This window comes from Amycolatopsis cihanbeyliensis, assembly GCF_006715045.1.
Lineage (GTDB): Bacteria > Actinomycetota > Actinomycetes > Mycobacteriales > Pseudonocardiaceae > Amycolatopsis > Amycolatopsis cihanbeyliensis.
The window spans coordinates 335,628-352,526 of sequence record NZ_VFML01000001.1 but is presented as its reverse complement, the minus strand read 5'-3'; the positions used below and the strand labels follow the sequence as shown (position 1 = coordinate 352,526).

Annotated in this window: 19 protein-coding genes; 6 read left to right on the top strand and 13 right to left on the bottom strand. The window is 70.4% G+C overall.

Features of this window, described 5'->3' with window-relative positions; all coding sequences use genetic code 11:
• Nucleotides 1–13 precede the first annotated feature (13 nt).
• Both FB471_RS01170 and FB471_RS01165 read left to right on the top strand, forming a co-directional pair.
• Nucleotides 14–1,978 (top strand): alpha/beta hydrolase family protein, encoded by a 1,965-nt coding sequence (locus FB471_RS01170; protein WP_141995513.1) that lies wholly within the window; start codon nt 14–16, stop codon nt 1,976–1,978.
• A complete protein-coding gene (locus tag FB471_RS01165) occupies nt 1,975–2,901 on the top strand; it encodes a S66 peptidase family protein (RefSeq protein ID WP_141995512.1) in 927 nt (308 codons plus the stop codon). The genes FB471_RS01170 and FB471_RS01165 overlap by 4 nt, the downstream gene beginning before the upstream one ends.
• Here FB471_RS01165 and FB471_RS01160 read toward each other — a convergent pair.
• Together FB471_RS01160 and FB471_RS01155 are read right to left on the bottom strand one after the other, a co-directional pair.
• Nucleotides 2,898–4,088, bottom strand: a complete 1,191-nt coding sequence (locus FB471_RS01160) for an amidohydrolase family protein (RefSeq protein ID WP_211357918.1) — start codon at nt 4,086–4,088, stop codon at nt 2,898–2,900. The genes FB471_RS01165 and FB471_RS01160 overlap by 4 nt on opposite strands.
• Before the next feature lie 33 nt (nt 4,089–4,121).
• Nucleotides 4,122–5,243, bottom strand: a complete 1,122-nt coding sequence (locus FB471_RS01155) for an MAB_1171c family putative transporter (protein ID WP_246076188.1) — start codon at nt 5,241–5,243, stop codon at nt 4,122–4,124.
• Between the two features lie 113 nt (nt 5,244–5,356).
• On the opposite strand from FB471_RS01155, the gene FB471_RS01150 reads away from it, so the two are divergent.
• On the top strand, nt 5,357–5,779 hold the full coding sequence (locus FB471_RS01150) for a TIGR03668 family PPOX class F420-dependent oxidoreductase (protein WP_141995511.1): 423 nt from the start codon (nt 5,357–5,359) through the stop codon (nt 5,777–5,779).
• Here FB471_RS01150 and FB471_RS01145 read toward each other — a convergent pair.
• From FB471_RS01145 to FB471_RS01135, 3 genes are read right to left on the bottom strand one after another with little or no spacing between them, the layout of a single operon-like run.
• Nucleotides 5,772–6,179 carry an arsenate reductase ArsC gene (locus tag FB471_RS01145; RefSeq protein WP_141995510.1) on the bottom strand — a complete coding sequence of 136 codons (408 nt, stop codon included), beginning with the start codon at nt 6,177–6,179 and terminating at the stop codon, nt 5,772–5,774. The two genes, FB471_RS01150 and FB471_RS01145, sit on opposite strands and share 8 nt — an antisense overlap.
• A gap of 24 nt (nt 6,180–6,203) precedes the next feature.
• Nucleotides 6,204–7,292 carry an ACR3 family arsenite efflux transporter gene (gene arsB / locus FB471_RS01140; protein WP_141995509.1) on the bottom strand — a complete coding sequence of 363 codons (1,089 nt, stop codon included), beginning with the start codon at nt 7,290–7,292 and terminating at the stop codon, nt 6,204–6,206.
• Nucleotides 7,289–7,687 (bottom strand): ArsR/SmtB family transcription factor, encoded by a 399-nt coding sequence (locus FB471_RS01135; RefSeq protein WP_141995508.1) that lies wholly within the window; start codon nt 7,685–7,687, stop codon nt 7,289–7,291. Before FB471_RS01135 ends, arsB begins: the two co-directional genes overlap by 4 nt.
• Before the next feature lie 72 nt (nt 7,688–7,759).
• Between FB471_RS01135 and arsM the strand changes: the two genes are divergently transcribed.
• Nucleotides 7,760–8,554, top strand: a complete 795-nt coding sequence (gene arsM, locus FB471_RS01130; protein WP_141995507.1) for an arsenite methyltransferase — start codon at nt 7,760–7,762, stop codon at nt 8,552–8,554.
• Nucleotides 8,555–8,716: 162 nt separating this feature from the next.
• Here arsM and FB471_RS01125 read toward each other — a convergent pair whose 3' ends face one another.
• Nucleotides 8,717–9,061, bottom strand: a complete 345-nt coding sequence (locus tag FB471_RS01125) for a DUF4158 domain-containing protein (protein ID WP_281287377.1) — start codon at nt 9,059–9,061, stop codon at nt 8,717–8,719.
• 155 nt (nt 9,062–9,216) lie between these two features.
• Here FB471_RS01125 and FB471_RS01120 point away from each other — a divergent pair, with 155 nt between their 5' ends.
• The gene (locus FB471_RS01120) at nt 9,217–9,405 is read left to right on the top strand and encodes a hypothetical protein (RefSeq protein WP_141995506.1); all 189 of its coding nucleotides are present in this window, start codon (nt 9,217–9,219) and stop codon (nt 9,403–9,405) included.
• 195 nt (nt 9,406–9,600) lie between these two features.
• Here FB471_RS01120 and FB471_RS01115 read toward each other — a convergent pair whose 3' ends face one another.
• Nucleotides 9,601–10,380 (bottom strand): GNAT family N-acetyltransferase, encoded by a 780-nt coding sequence (locus tag FB471_RS01115; protein ID WP_141995505.1) that lies wholly within the window; start codon nt 10,378–10,380, stop codon nt 9,601–9,603.
• Between the two features lie 288 nt (nt 10,381–10,668).
• On the opposite strand from FB471_RS01115, the gene FB471_RS01110 reads away from it, so the two are divergent.
• Nucleotides 10,669–11,253 carry a TIGR03086 family metal-binding protein gene (locus tag FB471_RS01110; protein WP_141995504.1) on the top strand — a complete coding sequence of 195 codons (585 nt, stop codon included), beginning with the start codon at nt 10,669–10,671 and terminating at the stop codon, nt 11,251–11,253.
• 45 nt (nt 11,254–11,298) lie between these two features.
• Here FB471_RS01110 and FB471_RS35785 read toward each other — a convergent pair whose 3' ends face one another.
• From FB471_RS35785 to FB471_RS01085, 6 genes are read right to left on the bottom strand one after another with little or no spacing between them, the layout of a single operon-like run.
• Nucleotides 11,299–11,493: a VOC family protein gene (locus FB471_RS35785; protein WP_425457014.1), complete on the bottom strand. Its 195-nt coding sequence runs from the start codon at nt 11,491–11,493 to the stop codon at nt 11,299–11,301.
• The gene (locus FB471_RS35780) at nt 11,487–11,636 is read right to left on the bottom strand and encodes a VOC family protein (protein ID WP_425457090.1); all 150 of its coding nucleotides are present in this window, start codon (nt 11,634–11,636) and stop codon (nt 11,487–11,489) included. The genes FB471_RS35785 and FB471_RS35780 overlap by 7 nt, the downstream gene beginning before the upstream one ends.
• Before the next feature lie 50 nt (nt 11,637–11,686).
• Entirely contained in the window at nt 11,687–13,231 is a 1,545-nt protein-coding gene (gene mptB / locus FB471_RS01100) for a polyprenol phosphomannose-dependent alpha 1,6 mannosyltransferase MptB (RefSeq protein WP_141995503.1), read from the bottom strand.
• A 14-nt stretch (nt 13,232–13,245) separates the two neighbouring features.
• Nucleotides 13,246–14,961, bottom strand: a complete 1,716-nt coding sequence (gene nikE / locus FB471_RS01095) for a nickel ABC transporter ATP-binding protein NikE (RefSeq protein ID WP_246076186.1) — start codon at nt 14,959–14,961, stop codon at nt 13,246–13,248.
• A 6-nt stretch (nt 14,962–14,967) separates the two neighbouring features.
• Nucleotides 14,968–15,864 carry an ABC transporter permease gene (locus FB471_RS01090; RefSeq protein WP_425457013.1) on the bottom strand — a complete coding sequence of 299 codons (897 nt, stop codon included), beginning with the start codon at nt 15,862–15,864 and terminating at the stop codon, nt 14,968–14,970.
• Complete coding sequence (locus tag FB471_RS01085; protein ID WP_211358180.1) at nt 15,861–16,874, bottom strand: ABC transporter permease; 1,014 nt, start codon at nt 16,872–16,874, stop codon at nt 15,861–15,863. Before FB471_RS01085 ends, FB471_RS01090 begins: the two co-directional genes overlap by 4 nt.
• Nucleotides 16,875–16,899 lie beyond the last annotated feature (25 nt).

Sequence of the window (16,899 nt, the reverse complement as noted above, 5' to 3'; positions counted from 1 at the left end):
CTAGAGTGGCCGGATGCCGATGATCTCTCCGCACGGGACCTGGAGTTCGCCGATCAGCGCGTCCGCCGTAGCCGAAGCCGGCGGGTCACAGCAGTGGCTCGGCATCGTCGGCGGCGAGCTGTGGTGGGCCGAGTCACGCCCGACCGAAGGCGGCAGGGTGACCCTGGTCCGCTCGGACGGCGAGAAGGTCGAGCAACTCCTGCCCGCACCGTGGAACGTGCGCAACAGGGTGCACGAGTACGGCGGGCGACCGTGGGCGGCCACCGGGAACATCGTGGCCTTCACACACTGGGACGACCAGCGGGTGTACGCGCTCGACCTCACCGACCGCGCGGTACGGCCCATCACGCCGGAGCCCCCGGCACCGCACGCCATCCGCTACGGTGACCTGCGCCGTGGCCACGAGGGGGAGATCTGGGCCGTGCGCGAAACCAGTACCGGGCCCCGCCGCACCGACATCACCCGCGACCTGGTCGCGCTCACCTCCGACGGGCGGGAACCGCGGGCACTGGGCGCCACCCACCATTTCCTCACCGCACCGCAGTTGTCCCCGGACGGGCGGCACGCGGCCTGGCTCGGCTGGGACCACCCGGCCATGCCGTGGGACGGGACCGAGCTGTGCGTTGCCGAGGTCGGCACGGACGGCGGGTTCGGCCCGCACCGGGTGCTCGCCGGTGGCCCCGAGGTCGCGGTCTGCCAGCTCGAGTGGGAGAACGCGGACACCCTGCTGGCGGTGCTGGACCCGGACGGCTGGTGGAACCTGCACCGCATCGGCCTCGACGGCACCCGCACCAACCTCGCCCCGGCAGCCGAGGAGCTCGGCGGGCCGCTGTGGAAGCTCGGCCTGCAGTGGTTCGCCCCGCTGGGCGGGGGGCGGCACGCCGTGCTGCGCTCGGGCCGGCTCGCCGTCCTCGACGAGCACCGCGGCACGATCACCGACGCGGGCGGGACCCAGCGGCGGCCGGTGTGGGCGAGCACCCTGGTCCCGTTCGCCGGTGGCGTCGCCGGCGTCGCCACCGGGCCCCAGCAGGAAGGTGCGGTGGTCGTTGCCGACCTCGACGCCGGGACCCTGACCGAGCTCGGCGACCCGTCGGGCCGGGAGCTCACCGGCAGGCTCGCCGAGCGGGGCTACCTTCCGGTCCCGTGGGAACGGGAGTTCACCACCCCCGACGGCGAGCGGGTGCCCGCCTACGTCTATCCCCCGACCAGCCCGGATCACGCCGCACCCGAGGGCGAACTGCCGCCCTACCTCGTGCACGTACACGGCGGGCCGACCGGCCGCAACTTCCCGGTGGCCGATCTTGACTTCGCGTACTTCACCAGCCGCGGCATCGGCGTGGTCGCGGTGAACTACGGCGGATCGACCGGGTACGGACGGCGCTACCGGGAACGGCTACGCGAGCAGTGGGGCGTGGTCGATGTCACCGACTGTGCCGCCGTCGCCGAGGCGCTGGTGGCCGAGGGGGTGGCCGATCCGAACCGGCTGGCCGTGCGCGGTGGCAGCGCGGGCGGGTTCACCTCGGCCGCCTCGATGACCCCCTCTCCGCCAGCGGCCGGAACCTACCGCGCGGGCACCATCAAGTTCCCCATCCTCGACCTGACCGGCTGGACCGGCGAGGGCGGCGAGACCCACGACTTCGAGTCCCGTTACCTGGACGGCCTGATCGGCCCGCTCCCGGAGACCGCGGCCCGGTACCGCGACCGATCCCCGCTGTACCGGACGGGATCGCTGGCCGGGCCGGTGCTGTTCCTCCAGGGCCTCGACGACGAGATCTGCCCACCGGAACAGGCCGATCGATTCGTCGCCGCCCTGCACGGCAGCGGCATCCCGCACGGATACCTGACCTTCGCCGGTGAGCAGCACGGTTTCCGCAAGGCGGAGACGATCGTCGCGGCGTTGGAGGCCGAGCTGTCCTTCTACGGTCAGGTGTTCGGTTTCGCGCCGCCCGGCATCCCGGTCGTGGACCTGCGCACGTGACTGGCGCCACCCCGCCGCGTCGACCCGGCAGGCTCAGCGCGGGAGACACCGTCGCGCTGGTGGCGCCGGCGGGCCCGGTGCCGAGGCAGCGGCTGGACGCCGCGGTAGCGGTGCTGGAGTCGTGGCGGCTGTCGGTGCGGCTGTACGACTCGGTACGCGCGAGCGACGCCACCTTCGGCTACCTGGCGGGTACCGACGCCGCGCGTGCGGCGGACTTCCAGCGGGCCTGGCTTGATCCCGAGGTGACCGCCGTGTTGGCCGCGCGGGGTGGCTACGGCTGTAGCCGCATCCTGGACCTGATCGACTGGTCCGCGCTGCGCGCCGCGGGTCCGAAGCTGCTGGCCGGGTCCAGCGACGTCACGGCGCTGCACGAGGCTGTCCGTACCCATCTGGACCTGGTGACGCTGTTCTCCCCGATGCCCGCCACCACACATTTCGACGAGGCCGCCACCGAGCACCTGTGGCGCACCCTTTTCCACCCGGACAGCACGCTGATGCTGCGCGGGCCGCACGCGGAAGCGCTCGTGCCGGGGACCGCCTGCGGTGTGACCGTCGGTGGCAACCTGAGCCTGCTCGCCGCCAGCGTCGGTGCCCCGGAGCACCGGAGGGCCCGCGGCGGGATCGCGATCATCGAGGACGTCACCGAGGAGGTCTACCGGCTGGACCGGATGCTCACCCAGCTCCTGCGCACCGGCTGGTTCGACGGGGTCGCCGGTGTCGCGCTGGGCTCATGGACCGACTGCGGTCCGCCGGAGGAGGTCCGGAGCTTGATGCTGGACCGGCTCGCGCCGCTGGGTGTGCCGATCCTGTGGGAGCTCGGTTTCGGCCACCACACCGGCGCGCTCACCGTGCCGCTGGGGCTGCCCGCCCGGTTGGACGCCTGCGCGGGCACGCTCACCCTCGGTGAGTCGGCGTTGCGCTAGCTGCCGGGCACGTGGGGGCGCCCGGCTGCCAGCACCAGCACCGGCTCGCGCAGCGCGTCCAGCTCGGTCAGTGGATCCCCTTCCACCACGAGCAGATCGGCGCGATAGCCCTCGGCGAGCCGTCCGGTGCTGTCCCCGAGCCCGATACCGGTGGCGGCGTCCACCGTGGCCAGTTCGAGGATGCGGTCCAGCTCGAAGCCGAGGAAGTCGAAGAACTCCAGGCTGCCGGTGAGGTTGTCGAACACCGCCCGCGGCACGCCCGCGTCCGTTCCGGCAATCAGCCGCACCCCCTGCTCGGCCATCCAGCGCACCCGCCCGAAGATCTCCATGGCGCGTTCCTGCCCGAACCTCTCGGCGAAACCGCGCCAGTTGGGGCTGGCTCCCGGGCAGACGTGGATCCCCCTGGCCGCGATCTCGGCGACCACGTCCTCCCGCACGTCGAACCCGCCTTCGGCCATCCACGTGCAGTGCTCGATGGTGTCCACGCCCGCCGCGACCGAGGCCGCGATGCCCTCGCTGCCGTGGGCGTGCGAGGCGACCGGCAGGCCGACGTCGTGGGCCTCCGCCACCACGCAGCGCAGCTCCTCGGCGCTGAACTGGGACTCCCAGATGGCGGCACCGCCCTTGGTGAGACCTCCGCCGGTGGCCATCACCTTGATCACGTCGGCGCCGGCCGCCGCGTTGCGCCGCACCATCGTGCGGATCGCGTCCTTGCCGTCGACCACCCCACCGAAGAACCAGCAGTGCCCGTCCGGCACGGTCAGCGGGGCGGTCGCGGCCAGCACCCGCGGGCCAGGCAACCGGCCTTCGGCGATCGACTCGCGCAGCCGTACCGCGAGCCCGTCCCGGTCGCCGAGATCACGCACCGTGGTGACCCCGGTGTCCAGCAACCGTCGGGCCCTGGCCGCCATCTCCTCGAACAGGGTGGCCTCGTCGTGGCCCTGCACCGCGGCCACCGGGTCGGGGCTCGCGTCGAAGGCGAGGTGGACGTGGCAGTCGATCAGCCCGGGCAGCAGCGTGGCGTCCGGGAAGTCGCGGCGCTCGGCGTCCGCACCGGCGAGGCGTCCGACCTCCGCGCGGTCCCCGACGGCCACGATCGCCGAGTCCCGCACCAGCACCGCACCGTCGAGCACGCGCCTGCCCGCGGGGCCGGGCAGCACCTGCCCTGCCGAGATCAGCAGCTCCACTGGGTAGCCCCCTTGCTTCCGTGCCGGCGCGGTTCAGCCCGCTCGCGCCCGCAGCGCGTTCGACAGTTCGACCAGTTCGTACACGTCGGCGTCCAGGTCGTCGGCGAGCGGGACGGCGACCGCACTCGCCTTGGTGCTCACCGGCTCACCCTCGGCGTGTGCCCGCAGCGCCGCGCGCAGGAGCTCGGCCAGCGACGTACCGTTGTTCGCCGTCTCCCTGGCGTGGGCCAGGTACGGGCTGATCCGCACCAGGCCGTCCCGGCATTCGATGACCCTCCGGTAGTAGCGGCGGTGCACCCCCCGCAGCCGCAGCGCGTCCCGCCACGCGCTGCCCGGCACCCTGCCGAGCAGGTGCTCCGGGTACACCTGGTGCAGCTCCATCCACAGTGGATGGAGCTGCCGGTACCGCGTGCGATGTTGCCGCCAGACCCGCAGCGCGGCGATCCGGGTCGCGACGCTCGGGTAGCTGATCCCGATGACGAACAGCGGGATGGCGAGCGACAGCAGCAGGGACGCGGTGGCGTTCAACCAGGACGGGATGCTGCCGCCGCTCCACCTGATCACCACGAAACCGGCGCGTACCGAGCCGGCCAGCACCATGCCGGCCATCCCGGCGCCCGCGAGCCGCAGCCCGACCGACAGCGGTGGTCGGGTGGCCCTGGCATGGCGCCAGGTCCAGTGCAGGGCGGTGGCGATGGCGTACACCAGGTACAGCCCGGCCAGCAGGTAGAACGTCGCCGCCCCGGTGACCTGCATATCGGCCTCACCGAAGCTGCTCCAGCGTAGTTCGACCGGGGTGGCGAAGGTGGCGACCGTGATCGCGACGACGACCGCGGCCAGGGGCACCGCCTCCCACTTCGCCCGGCGGCGCCCCTGCTCGAGGTCGGTCGCGGAGAACAGGTAGAAGCACATCAGCCAGTACACGGTGGCCAGCAGCAGGACGTTCTGCCCCAGCTCGCTGACGCCGAACTCGAAGATCGAGTCCACCAGCCGCGCACCGGCGGGCAGGCCGAGCGGGAACGCCGCGGCCGCGCAGGCGAGGCAGAGGGTGACCGCCAGCAACGGCCGGTCTTGTGGCGCCCTGTACAGCTGGTAGGCCTTCCAGCCGAGCGCCGTGCCGAGCACGACCACGAACAGGACGCTGAAGGGACTCAAGACACCCCCGACGGACGCTGGGCGGACCCGCACCATGATGTTGCCGACGGCACGCAAGGGTATCCTGCCAGTACGCGACTCGCCCCTGTGACCCCGAGACACCAGGCCGACCCATGCGCCTCAGCCCGGATGAGACCCGCCACCGTTTCGCCTCGGCGCCGGTGGCCAGGCTCGCCACCGCGGACGCGAGCGGGCGACCGCACCTGGTGCCGGTGACCTTCGCGCTGCTCGACTCGCCCGACGCGGTCGTGTTCGCGGTGGATCACAAGCCCAAACGCCGTACGGACCTGCGGCGGCTGCGCAATATCGGCGTGAACCCGGAGGTGTCCTTCCTTGTCGACCACTACCAGGACGACTGGTCCGGGCTGTGGTGGGCGCGGGCGGACGGTCGCGCCACGGTCCACGCCGATCCGGAGCCGGGGTCCGCTCCGCTGGCGGCGCTGCGGGCGAAGTACCCGCAGTACGCCGAGCGACCGCCAGAGGGCCCGGTGGTGCTGACCGAGGTGGCCCGCTGGGCGGGCTGGTCGTTCAGCTGACCGGCACGAGCTCGGCGAGCAGCGCCCGCACCCGGCGGTCGATCTCCTCGCGGATGGGGCGGACCGCGGCCAGGTCCCTGCCCGCGGGGTCCTCGAGGGTCCAGTCCAGGTACCGCTTTCCGGGGAACACGGGGCAGGCGTCCCCGCAACCCATGGTGATCACGACATCGCTGGCCTCGACGGCGCCCGCGGTGAGCTTCGTGGGCACCTCGCCGGAGATGTCCAGGCCGATCTCCCGCATGGCTTCGGCGACCGCCGGGTTCACCTCCTCGGCTGGCGCCGAGCCGGCGGAACGCACCAGCACGCTGCCCCGGGCATGGTGCTGCAGCAGCGCGGCGGCCATCTGCGACCGCCCCGCGTTGTGCACGCACACGAACAGGACCTCAGGTATCTCGACCACGAACCCTCCTCCGGGTGGGCGTCTTCATCGGCGCGTTGGGGGCACTTCGGTGGATGAGCGGCGGCGCAGGGCGAGGGACACGTACACCAGGGCCACCAGTACGGGGACCTCGATCAGCGGGCCGACCACACCGGCGAGCGCCTGGCCGCTGGTGACGCCGAAGGTCGCGATCGCGACGGCGATGGCGAGCTCGAAGTTGTTGCCCGCGGCGGTGAAAGCCAAGGTGGTGGTCCGCTCGTACGACAGGCCGATGGCCCGGCCGAGGGCGTACGACCCGGCCCACATCACTGCGAAGTAGATCAGCAGGGGCAGCGCGATCCGTACGACGTCCCACGGCCGGCCGGTGATCGCGTTCCCCTGCAGGGCGAACAGGATCACGATGGTGAACAGCAGGCCGTAGAGGGCGAACGGGCCGATCCGCGGCAGGAACCGGTTCTCGTACCAGGCACGCCCCTTGCGGCGCTCGCCGACCCGGCGGGTGAGGTAACCGGCGGCCAGCGGGATACCGAGGAAGATCAGCACATTCCGGGCGATCTCCCACATCGAGACCTCCAGCCCGGTCGTCGGCAGGCCGAGCCAGCCGGGCAGCACGGTGAGGTAGAACCAGCCCAGCACGGCGAACGCGAGGACCTGGAACACCGAGTTCACCGCGACCAGCACGGCCGCGGCCTCGCGGTCGCCATGGGCGAGGTCGTTCCAGATGATGACCATGGCGATGCATCGGGCCAGCCCCACGATGATCAGACCGGTGCGGTACTCCGGCAGGTCCGGTAGCAGCAACCAGGCCAGCGCGAACATCAACGCCGGACCCAGCACCCAGTTCAGCACCAAGGACGGGACCAGCAGGCGGCGGTCGCGGGTGACGGTACCCAACCGGTCGTAACGAACCTTGGCCAGCACCGGGTACATCATCACCAGCAGACCCAGCGCGATCGGTAGCGAGACTCCGGTGACGGTGACCTTCGACAGTGCGTCCCCGAGGCCCGGCAGCAAGCGGCCGAGCCCGAGACCCGCGGCCATCGCGGCGAGGATCCACAGCGGCAGGAAGCGGTCCAACGTGGACAATCGGCCCGCCACGGGCCGCGGGGACGGGGCCGGCGCGGTGGCGGTCACGAACCACCCCCGGCGACGACGGGCGCACCGGCCAACTCGCCGGCCGGTCGGGTCAGCAGGGCGGCGAGCCTGTCCGTGGCCTCCGGCAGCAACCAGTAGTACACCCAGGTCCCGCGCCGCTCACAGTCGATCAACCCGGCCTGGCGCAGCAGCTTCAGATGGTGCGAGATCGTGGGCTGCGACAGGTCGAAGGCCGGGGTGAGTTCGCAGACACACACCTCTCCCCCGGCGCGCGTGGCGATCATCGACAACAGCCGTAGCCGGATCGGATCCCCCAACGCCTTGAACACCGGCGCCAACTCGGCGGCCTGCTCCTCGCCCAGCGGCCCGGACAGCAGCCCGGCGCAGCAGGCGTCGGCCCGCCGCGCCGGACTCGGAATCTCCTGGATCGACATTCTTCTATGTTGACAGACTTCGATACAAGGCGCAACGTTGCATCGACACATATCGATAGAAGGGAAGTTCCGATGAGCGAGCACCCCGCGGACCTGCGCGAGACCGTCCGGGAGCGGTACGCGGCCGCCGCCACCGGTGTGGTGACGGCCGGCTGCTGCGGTCCCGCGCCGGTCGAGGTCGGCGACAACTTCGGCGACAACTTCGGCGCCGCCCGGTACGCCGCCACCGAACGAGACGAGCTGCCCGCCGAGGCGGTTGCCGCGTCGCTGGGCTGCGGCAACCCGACCGCGGTCGCCGAGTTGCGCGAGGGCGAGCGAGTCCTCGACCTCGGGTCAGGAGGCGGGATCGACGTCCTGCTCTCCGCCCGGCGGGTCGGACCGACCGGCAAGGCCTACGGCCTGGACATGACCGAGGAAATGCTCGCACTCGGCCACGTCAACGCGGAGCGGGCGGGCGCCACCAACGTGGAGTTCCTCAAGGGCACCATCGAGGCCATCCCCCTGCCCGCGAACACCATGGACGTCGTGATCTCCAACTGTGTGATCAATCTGTCGGTGGACAAGCCCAGCGTGTTCGCCGAGATGTTCCGGGTGCTCGCCCCCGGCGGTCGGATCGGTGTCTCCGACGTGGTCGCGGAGGATCGTCTCGCCCCCGAACAGCGGGCCGAGCGCGGCTCCTACGTGGGCTGCATCGCCGGCGCGCTCAGCTTCAGCGAGTACCGCGGCCAGTTGGCGGCCGCCGGGTTCACCGATATCGAGCTCACCCCGACCCACCAGGTCGCCGACGGCATGCACTCGGCGATCGTGCGGGCCATCAAGCGGGCCGACTCGCGGCAGGACTCCTCCTGCTGCGGCCTCCCGGCCTGATCCCGTCCCGCCCGGGGAAGGTTCCCGCCGGGAGGAGGGTCGTTCGCCGCATCTTTGCAGTGTTCAGAAATATCTGAACTTCTGGTATGTACAAAACTACATGCACCTCGTGGTGCCGGTGGTCGCACCGGCACCACGAGCGGCGAACGAGACGGGGAGTCACTATGAGATTGCTGGGCACTTCACGCCCACCAGCGCCCGGACCAGCCCACGATGCCACTTCGCGGTCCGGCCCGCGTCGTGCTCGGCCGCCACCTCGCCGGACAGCCCCAGCAAGCCGCGTACATGCTCGACCACCACCGCGGGAACCTCGTCCAGCTTCGGAAAATACCCCAGCCGCTGATACGACTTCAGCCACACCACCAAGGCCAGCAGATGCTGATTGTTCTGCGTCTTCTCCCGAGCCCACGCAACCTCGGCGACCGTCGGCGTGAACGCCTCAGCCAACTCCCGAGCGGGAACCACTCTCTTGAACCGCGGATACGCGGTGCGATCAATCGCCGTCACAACCCAGACCCCGAGCAAGAAACCGACGCAACGCAGCGGAGCCTATCCAGCACTCGCGGTCCGACAGAGCGCGGGTTTTGCTACACCGACCCCATCACCCTGCTGCCCGAGAACCTCGGAGTACATCTACCCCGACCAGCAGCTTTGCAGGCTCGTTGCCCGTTTCGCTCATATCCCGGCAGGCCCCTACCTACAACCTGACCGAGCGGGCGATCCAGCTGGTGCCGATCTTCGTCCAGCTCGGCGTCTGGGGAACCGAACACCTCCCGGTGACCGAGGAGTACGCCGCCCGCGGAGAGGTGCTTCCCACACCGGCGGCCCGCCGGTGTGGGAAGCCTTCATGAATGAACTCCGCGAAACCCACCTCGGACCACAAGCACGCCGACAACCAGCGCCGAACGGGCCCACTGTCACAGCACAGATGCAGGCCGCCTACGCAGCCGCACTCGACCGCGCAGCCAGCACCTCACCGAGCCACCAGGACCACGGGACCACGGGACCAGGGCGGCCTCGGTCTGAGATCGACGCTGGCGAGCCGATCAGGCCCTCGTCCAGGCCGAGCGCCGATGCAGCCGGAATCCCGCCCTGCGGAGGTTGGCCGCGCTGACCGACTCGGGCCCGGCTGTCGCGACGGCGAGGCCGCAGCCCGCTTCGGCGGCCACCCGGAGGCGGTGCCGTAGCAACCGCGACTGTGCGCCACGGCCCCGGTACTCCCGCAGGGTCGAGGCGCCACCGAGCACGGCGACCTCGCCGTGGATCGTCATGGCGGCAGCGGCGATCGGGACCGTTCGCTCCAGCACGAGGAAGCGACGCATGATCGGCAGCCGGTGCTCCGCTTCGATGAACGCGGCGACCACCCCGTCCACCCCGTACCCGGCCAGCAGGATCGCCAGGAAGGCATCCAGGGCCGCGCCGTTCCCGGCGACGGGAACCACGCCCTGGTCCGCCCCCGAGGTGGATCCGGGCGTGGTATCCAGCCGGCGGAGCGCAAGGAGGCGATCTCCGGCCCGGACCAGCCCGCCCGCGCGCAACGCGGTTTCCATCTCCTCGCCGAGTTCGGTCGAGACCACCACCGTCGGCCGCACGCCGTTGCGGACGGACCGGCGTACCAGGTCGATCGCCACCGGGACCGTCTCCCTGCCGATCCCGGATAGGGTCGAAAGGAAGTCCAACGAGGAGTCCGTGACCGACACGGCCAGCACCCCTTCCTGTTCCCAGGCGTGGAAATCGCCCGCCACCGCCGCCTCCCGGGCCGCCACGCAGGCCGAGGCGGCCCGGCGATGCAGGGCCCATTCCGCGCTGCGCACCTCCGACGACATGGTTCCCGCCTCCCGCCGGATCGTGTTCGCGTGCGTGTGGGTGGGCGATCGGAAGTGGGTCTGGCGCGGTGTGCGGCCTCCGATCAGGGGCGGCGGTCGGCGAGGACGCAGAACTCCTTCCCCTCCGCTCTGGGCATCGCCGCCAATGGTATCGCCGTCTCATTCATTTGCGAGCAGATGCGGCCCATCGCCGACGTGTCACGTGCGGCTTGTGGACGCATTGTTGTCGGTACCTCGTGGTTGGGTACGCCGATGAACGTCCGCCCAGCGCGAGGAGGTACCTGCCTGATGACCGCAGTCGATGCGACGCCGGATCCGCGGCCGCACCTGAGTGCCGCGCTCGACCAGACCGAACACCAGATCAACGCGATGGGGAACGCCGACCTGGGCCTGCCCACGCCGTGTGCCGAGTACGACCTGCGGACACTGCTGGATCACCTCGTCGCTGTCCTGCGCAAGCTCACGTCCCTCGGCAATGGGGAAGGCATGGCCCATGTGACAGATCCGGCCGACGACCACGCCGATCACTGGGGTGACACGTTTCGCAGCGCTCGTGCCGAGCTCGAGCAGGTCTGGAAGCCCGACTCGGCACTCGGCAAGAATTACACCCTGCCCTGGGCAATGCTGACCGGGCATGAGCTGCTTGAGGCGTACACGCACGAATTCACCGTCCATGCCTGGGATCTTTCCCGAGTTACCGGCCGGGGCAACGACCTTGACCCGGTCCTGGCTGAGGCTGCCCTCGACTGGTTCACCCGCAATCTCACGGCGGAGGACCGCAGCGAGGGGGGACCGTTCGCACCGGCCGTGGCGGTCGCCGACGACGCCGACGTGTACCTCCGGCTCGCCGCTTATGTCGGCCGACCGGTGTAGATGTTGACGGGCGGACCCAGGGTTGAAGCTGGCCCTGGAAAAGTGTCACAACTGGAGTATTGCCTCCGGATCGGCAAGGACGACCCGGCTCTCGTCGCCCTGGCCGACGTCGGTGTGCCGAGCACCCAGGCCGAGCAGGCGACGGATCTCGTCGTCCCGCTCCCTGTCGGTGGGGTTGACGTCGAGGTGGAGCCTGTTCTTGATGGTCTTGCCCTCGGGCACGTGCGCGAAGGTCAACACCGGCGGCACCGGACCGGGCGGTTCTTGCCTTCCGGCACCGTAGGGGAGCCGATGGCGACGATTCCGTCGTCTTCGTCCTGCACCTCGTAGTCAAGGACCGGGCACCAGAACCGGGCGAGACCGTGGGGATCGGCACAGTCGATCGCAAGCTCGGTGAACTTGCTGGTCGGTCATGTCAGGACCTCCCGACTCCTCACGCACGTGGCTTGCGCCAGGCGGCAACCAGGCCGAGCGGATCCGGGCGCAGCAACGACGCCGCGGCGTACAGGCTCGCGACGAACACACCGGCCATGAACCACCAGTCGTACAGGGCCTGCTCCCCCGTCGGGTAGTAGACCAGCACCAGGAAGACCGAGACACCGACGGCGGCGGCGAGGTGCCTGCGTTGCCACGCGAACGCGGCGACCAACACGAACCCCCAGGTGAAGTACCAGGGCAGGGTCGGCGGAGCCAGCAGGGGAACGGCAAGCAGCGCCAACGCCATCCAGTACACCGTCTTGGTGCCGCCGTGCCGCGCCAGCCACCACAAGCGCACCAGCACGGCGAGCAGCGCCAGCCAGGCGACCACCCGCATCACCGTCACGAACGGCGAGGACGGTACCCCGACGACCAGGTTGGTGAGGGTGTAGAAGATCTCGCCGATCCCGGTCGGAAAGTTCAGCCAGTTGGTGATCAGCGAGGGTGCTTGCATGCCCTCGATCCACCCCAGGTTGAACGAACCCATCGACAGCCAGGTGCCGGCCGCGAACAGGCTCCCGAAGATCCCGAGTGAGGGCAGCACCGCCTTGACGAACCTGCGCCACAGCGAGGGGCCCGGCAGGTGCCTCGCCCACATCCACACCAGGAACGGGAGCGCGACGGCGGCCGTCGGCTTGATCAGCATGCCCACCGTCACCAGCGCGACCGCCAGGGCATGCCGGCGTTCCAGCGCGGCCAGCACGCCGACCGAGAGGAAGCCGAGCATCAACAGGTCGTTGTGCGGGCCGCCGACCAGGTGGATCACCATCATCGGGCTGGCGATGGCGAGCCACAGAGCGATCGGGAGCTTGCCGCCGAGGTGCCGGACCAGCCGCGGCAGGGCCCACATCGTCATACCGAGACCGATCAGCAGCACCAGCCGGGTCACGATCACGCCGGCGATCATGTTGTTCCCGGTCACCGCCACGATGCTCTTGGCCACCAGCAAGAACAGCGGGCCGTACGGGGCCGGGGTGGTCTGCCAGAGGGAGTGCACGTTCTGCACCACGTCGGGCAGCACTTCCAGCTCGGCGGGACCGTGTGCGTACGGGTCCAGCCCGTGCAGCAGCTGGGCACCCTGCCCGAGATAGGAGAACACGTCCCTGGTGAACAGCGGCGGCGAGATCAACAGCGGCGCCATCCAACACGCGGCGGCGACCATGACCGGCCTGCTGCCGACCCGCTCCGCCAGCACGTAGCGCCCCAGCCGTACCCAGGCCCACACCACCAGGCCGAACCCGAGGTACAGCAGCGCGGTAGCCAGAATCTGGCCGTGGCCGTACCGGATCCAGGACAGCGGGCCGTGCCCGAGCACCGGGTCCCTGATCAGGATCCCGCCCGCGCCGAGGGCGGCGAGCATGAGCAGCGTGCTGCCCACCGTCCCCATCGCGATGGTCCGGTACGGGAACCGCGACGGCTCCCGTACGTCGGATACGTCCGTTCTGTCCGTAGACGCGTCCAGGGCCTCAGCCCCCCGCGCCGGGTCTGTCGTGGTGGCCATGTCGGGGACTGAGATTACACATCGCGTTGGTGCGAACTCACGGCAGCGGCTCGTTTGCCGGGCAGCGCTGCGAGGAGTGACTTCGTGTAGTCGTGGCTCGGCTCCAGCAGCACCTCCTCCACCGGCCCGACCTCCACCAGCTCCCCGCGGTACATCACGGCCACCCGGTCGGCGATGTTCCAGGCCAGGCCGAGGTCGTGGGTGATCACCAGTGCGGAGAGGCCGAGCTGGCGGCGCAACCGCAACAGCAGGGCAAGGATCTCACCCCGCACCGAGGCGTCCAGCGACGCGACCGGCTCGTCGGCCAGCAGCACGCTGGGCCGCAACGCGAGCGCGCCCGCGATCACCACGCGCTGCTTCTGCCCGCCGGACAGCTCGTGCGGCAGCCGCGACAGGTAGGTCTCGGCCGGACGTAGCTCGGCCGCCTCCAGCGCCTCCACCACGACCTGCCGCTCGTCTCGGCCCAGACCGTGGATGCGCGGCCCCTCGGCCACCGCCTCGTACACGGTGTGCCGCGGGTTCAGCGCACTCGCCGGATCCTGCAACACCAGCTGCACCTGCCGGCGGTACTCCCGCAGCCCCGCGCTGGACGTCGGCAGCGGGGTGCCGGCGAACCGCACCGACCCCGAGGTCGGCCGCTGCAGGCCCAGCAGGGTCCTGGCCAAGGTGGTCTTACCGGAACCCGACTGGCCGACCAGGGCCACGATCTCGTCCCGCCGTACCTCGAGATCAACACCCGCGACCGCGGCGATCCGGCCACCGGACCGCGCCCGGAAGTCCACCCGCAGGTCCTCCACGGTCAGCAAGGGCTCCGCGGGGGAGGTCGAGCGCACCCGCGCCGGCTCGGCTGGCAACGGGTTACTACTGGCCGGGGCGAACCGGGACACCGGGTCCCCCACGGTCGGGAACGCCGCGGCCAGCGCCTTGGTGTGCGCGTGCCCGGGACTGTTCATCAACTGGCCACTCGGTCCCAGCTCCACCAGCTCCCCGCGGTACATCACCGCGGTCCGAGCACAGGTCGCGGCAAGGACCGAGAGGTCGTGGCTGATCATCAGCAGCCCGATCCCGTGCTCGGTAACCAGGCCACCCAGCAACCGCAGCACCTGCGCCTGCACGATCACGTCCAGAGCCGTGGTCGGCTCGTCGGCGAGGATCAGCCGAGGCCGGCAGGCCAACGCCATCGCGATCATCACCCGCTGCTTCTGCCCGCCGGACAGCTCGTGCGGGTAGGCATTGGCTCGCGAGGTCGGCAGGTCCACCTGTTCCAGCAGTTCCGCCACCCTGGCTCGCAGGGTCTCCTCCGGAGGGACCTTCCCATCCGGGGCGTGCAACCGGAGGGGCTCCGCGATCTGCACCCCGACCTTGCGCACCGGGTTCAGCGCGTGCATCGCGCCCTGGAACACCACCGCCGCCGAGGACCAGCGCACCGCACGCAGCCTGCCCCAGCGCATGGTTCGGACATCCTCGCCCTCGAGCAGGATCTCCCCGGTGACCCTCGCCGACTTCGGCAACAACCGCAGCACGCTCATCGCCACGGTGGACTTACCGGAGCCGGACTCCCCCGCCAGACCCAGCGTGTCGCCGGCCTCCAGGGTGAGATCCACGCCCCGGACGGCGGGCACCTCATCACCACCCGCGCGGTAGGTGACGCCGAGCTCCTTCAACTGGAGCAACGTCGCGCTCGGCGCTTCGTCACCGCAGGTCCCAGCGGTTCCCGGACGCTCTGTCACGCTATCTCAGCCTCCCTTGAGCCGCGGGTTCAGCACCGTCTCCAGCGCCCTGCCGACCAGGGTGAAGCACAACACGACGACCACGATCGCGATGCCCGGCGGCACCAGGTACCACCAGGCGCCCGCCGCGATCGCACCGGTGTTGAACGCGCGCTCGAGGATCTTGCCCCAGGACGTCACGTCGGGACCGAGCCCCAGGAACGACAGCGTGGACTCGGCGATGATCGAGTTACCCACGACCAGCGTGGTGTTCGCCAGCACCAGCGGCATCACCGCGGGCAGCACATGCTTGCCGACGATATGCAGATGCCCACCACCCAGTGCCCGTGCCCGCTCGATGTAGGGCCTGCTCTCGATCGTCAGCGTCTGCGCCCGCACCAGCCGCGCCGTGGTCGGCCAGGAGGTCACCCCGATGGCGAAAACGATGGTCCAGATACCGCCCTCCAGCACCGTGGACAGGGCGATCGCCAGGATGAGCGAGGGCAGCACCAGGAAGAAGTCGGTGAACCGCAGCAACACCCCCGCGACCCAGCCACCGAAATGCGCCGCCGCGATACCCACGACCGTGCCGATGAGTACCGACAGCACGGTGGCGGCGAACCCGACCAGCAGCGAGACCCGCGCTCCCCACCAGGTCAGCAACAGCACCGACCTGCCGTCCACGTCCGTGCCCAGCAGGTAGTCCGCGCTCGGCGGTTGCAGCGGCGCCCCGGACACCTCGGTCACGTCGAGCCCCGCTTGGTTGGTGAGCAGCGGGGCGAACACCGCGAGCGCCACGCTCACCAGGAGTACCCCGATACCGATCAACCCGCCCTTGCTGCGGGCGAACTCGCGGCACAGTCCGGTCAGCGCGGACCAGCGGCGTTGCCGGGTGACCGCACGCGTGTTCTTCGTCGTACTCACGATGCACGCACCCGGGGATCGAGGACTCGGTACAGCAGCTCCGCCAGCAGGTTCATCAGCACGACCGAGCCGGCGAGGATCACGAACACACCCTGCAGCAACGGCAAATCGGGCCCCCACAACGCGTCGTAGGTGAGCAGGCCGAGACCTGGCCAGGAGAACACCTTCTCCACCGTCACCGTGCCGGACACCACCATGCCGAACTGCAGGAAGATCAGCGTTATCGTCGGCAACAACGCGTTCGGCACCGCGTGCCGCCGCCGCACCAGGTCGTCCCGCAAGCCCTTGGCCCGCGCGGTGGTCAGGTACTCCGAATGCATCTCCTCCAGCAACGAGGACCGCATCACCAGCATGTACTGCGCGTACACCACCACGAGCAGGGTCACGCAGGGCAGCACCAGATGGTGTGCCACGTCCAGCGAGGCCATGAAGAACCCGGACGGCGCGTCCGGCGAGCGCATCCCGCGACTGGGGAACGCGCCCTGGGTGGCGATCAGCAGCATCATGCCGAGCCAGAACTGCGGGGTCGACCAGAAGGTGAGCGCCAGACCGGTGTTCACCCGGTCGAACATGCTGTTGCGCCGCCACGCCGCCCGCACCCCGAGCCACAGTCCGAGCAGCACCGCGAGCACCGTCGCCGTGCCAACCAGCAGGATCGTCGGCCAGACCCGCTCGCCGATCATCGCGGCGACCGGCCGGTTGAACACGTAGGAGGTGCCGAGGTCGCCACGCAGCAGCCCGGCCAGGTAGTCCAGCAACTGCTGGAACATCGGCTTGTCCAGGCCCATCCGCTCGCGCAACTGGGCGAGCTGTTCCGGGCTGGTCGGGCGTTCCCTGGTCATCGTGGCGACCGGATCCCCGGGAATCATCCGGAACAGCAGGAACCCGAGCAGCACCACCAGCACCAGGCTGGTCAGCGCGCCACCCAGCTTACGGGCGACGAACCGGGCGGTACCGGTACCGCCGCGTGGTTCGTCCGGATCCCGCTGCTCCGGTTCGTTCGACTCCAGGTCGGAGGAGAAGACCGTGCCGGTC

Excerpts from the sequence above, each read along its gene's own strand:
- FB471_RS01170 (WP_141995513.1), top strand. The coding sequence starts at position 14 with ATGCCGATGATCTCTCCGCACGGGACCTGGAGTTCGCCGATCAGCGCG.
- FB471_RS01150 (WP_141995511.1), top strand. The coding sequence starts at position 5,357 with ATGCGCCTCAGCCCGGATGAGACCCGCCACCGTTTCGCCTCGGCGCCG.
- FB471_RS01135 (WP_141995508.1), bottom strand. The coding sequence starts at position 7,687 with ATGTCGATCCAGGAGATTCCGAGTCCGGCGCGGCGGGCCGACGCCTGC.
- arsM (WP_141995507.1), top strand. The coding sequence starts at position 7,760 with ATGAGCGAGCACCCCGCGGACCTGCGCGAGACCGTCCGGGAGCGGTAC.
- FB471_RS01115 (WP_141995505.1), bottom strand. The coding sequence starts at position 10,380 with ATGTCGTCGGAGGTGCGCAGCGCGGAATGGGCCCTGCATCGCCGGGCC.
- FB471_RS01110 (WP_141995504.1), top strand. The coding sequence starts at position 10,669 with ATGACCGCAGTCGATGCGACGCCGGATCCGCGGCCGCACCTGAGTGCC.
- mptB (WP_141995503.1), bottom strand. The coding sequence starts at position 13,231 with ATGGCCACCACGACAGACCCGGCGCGGGGGGCTGAGGCCCTGGACGCG.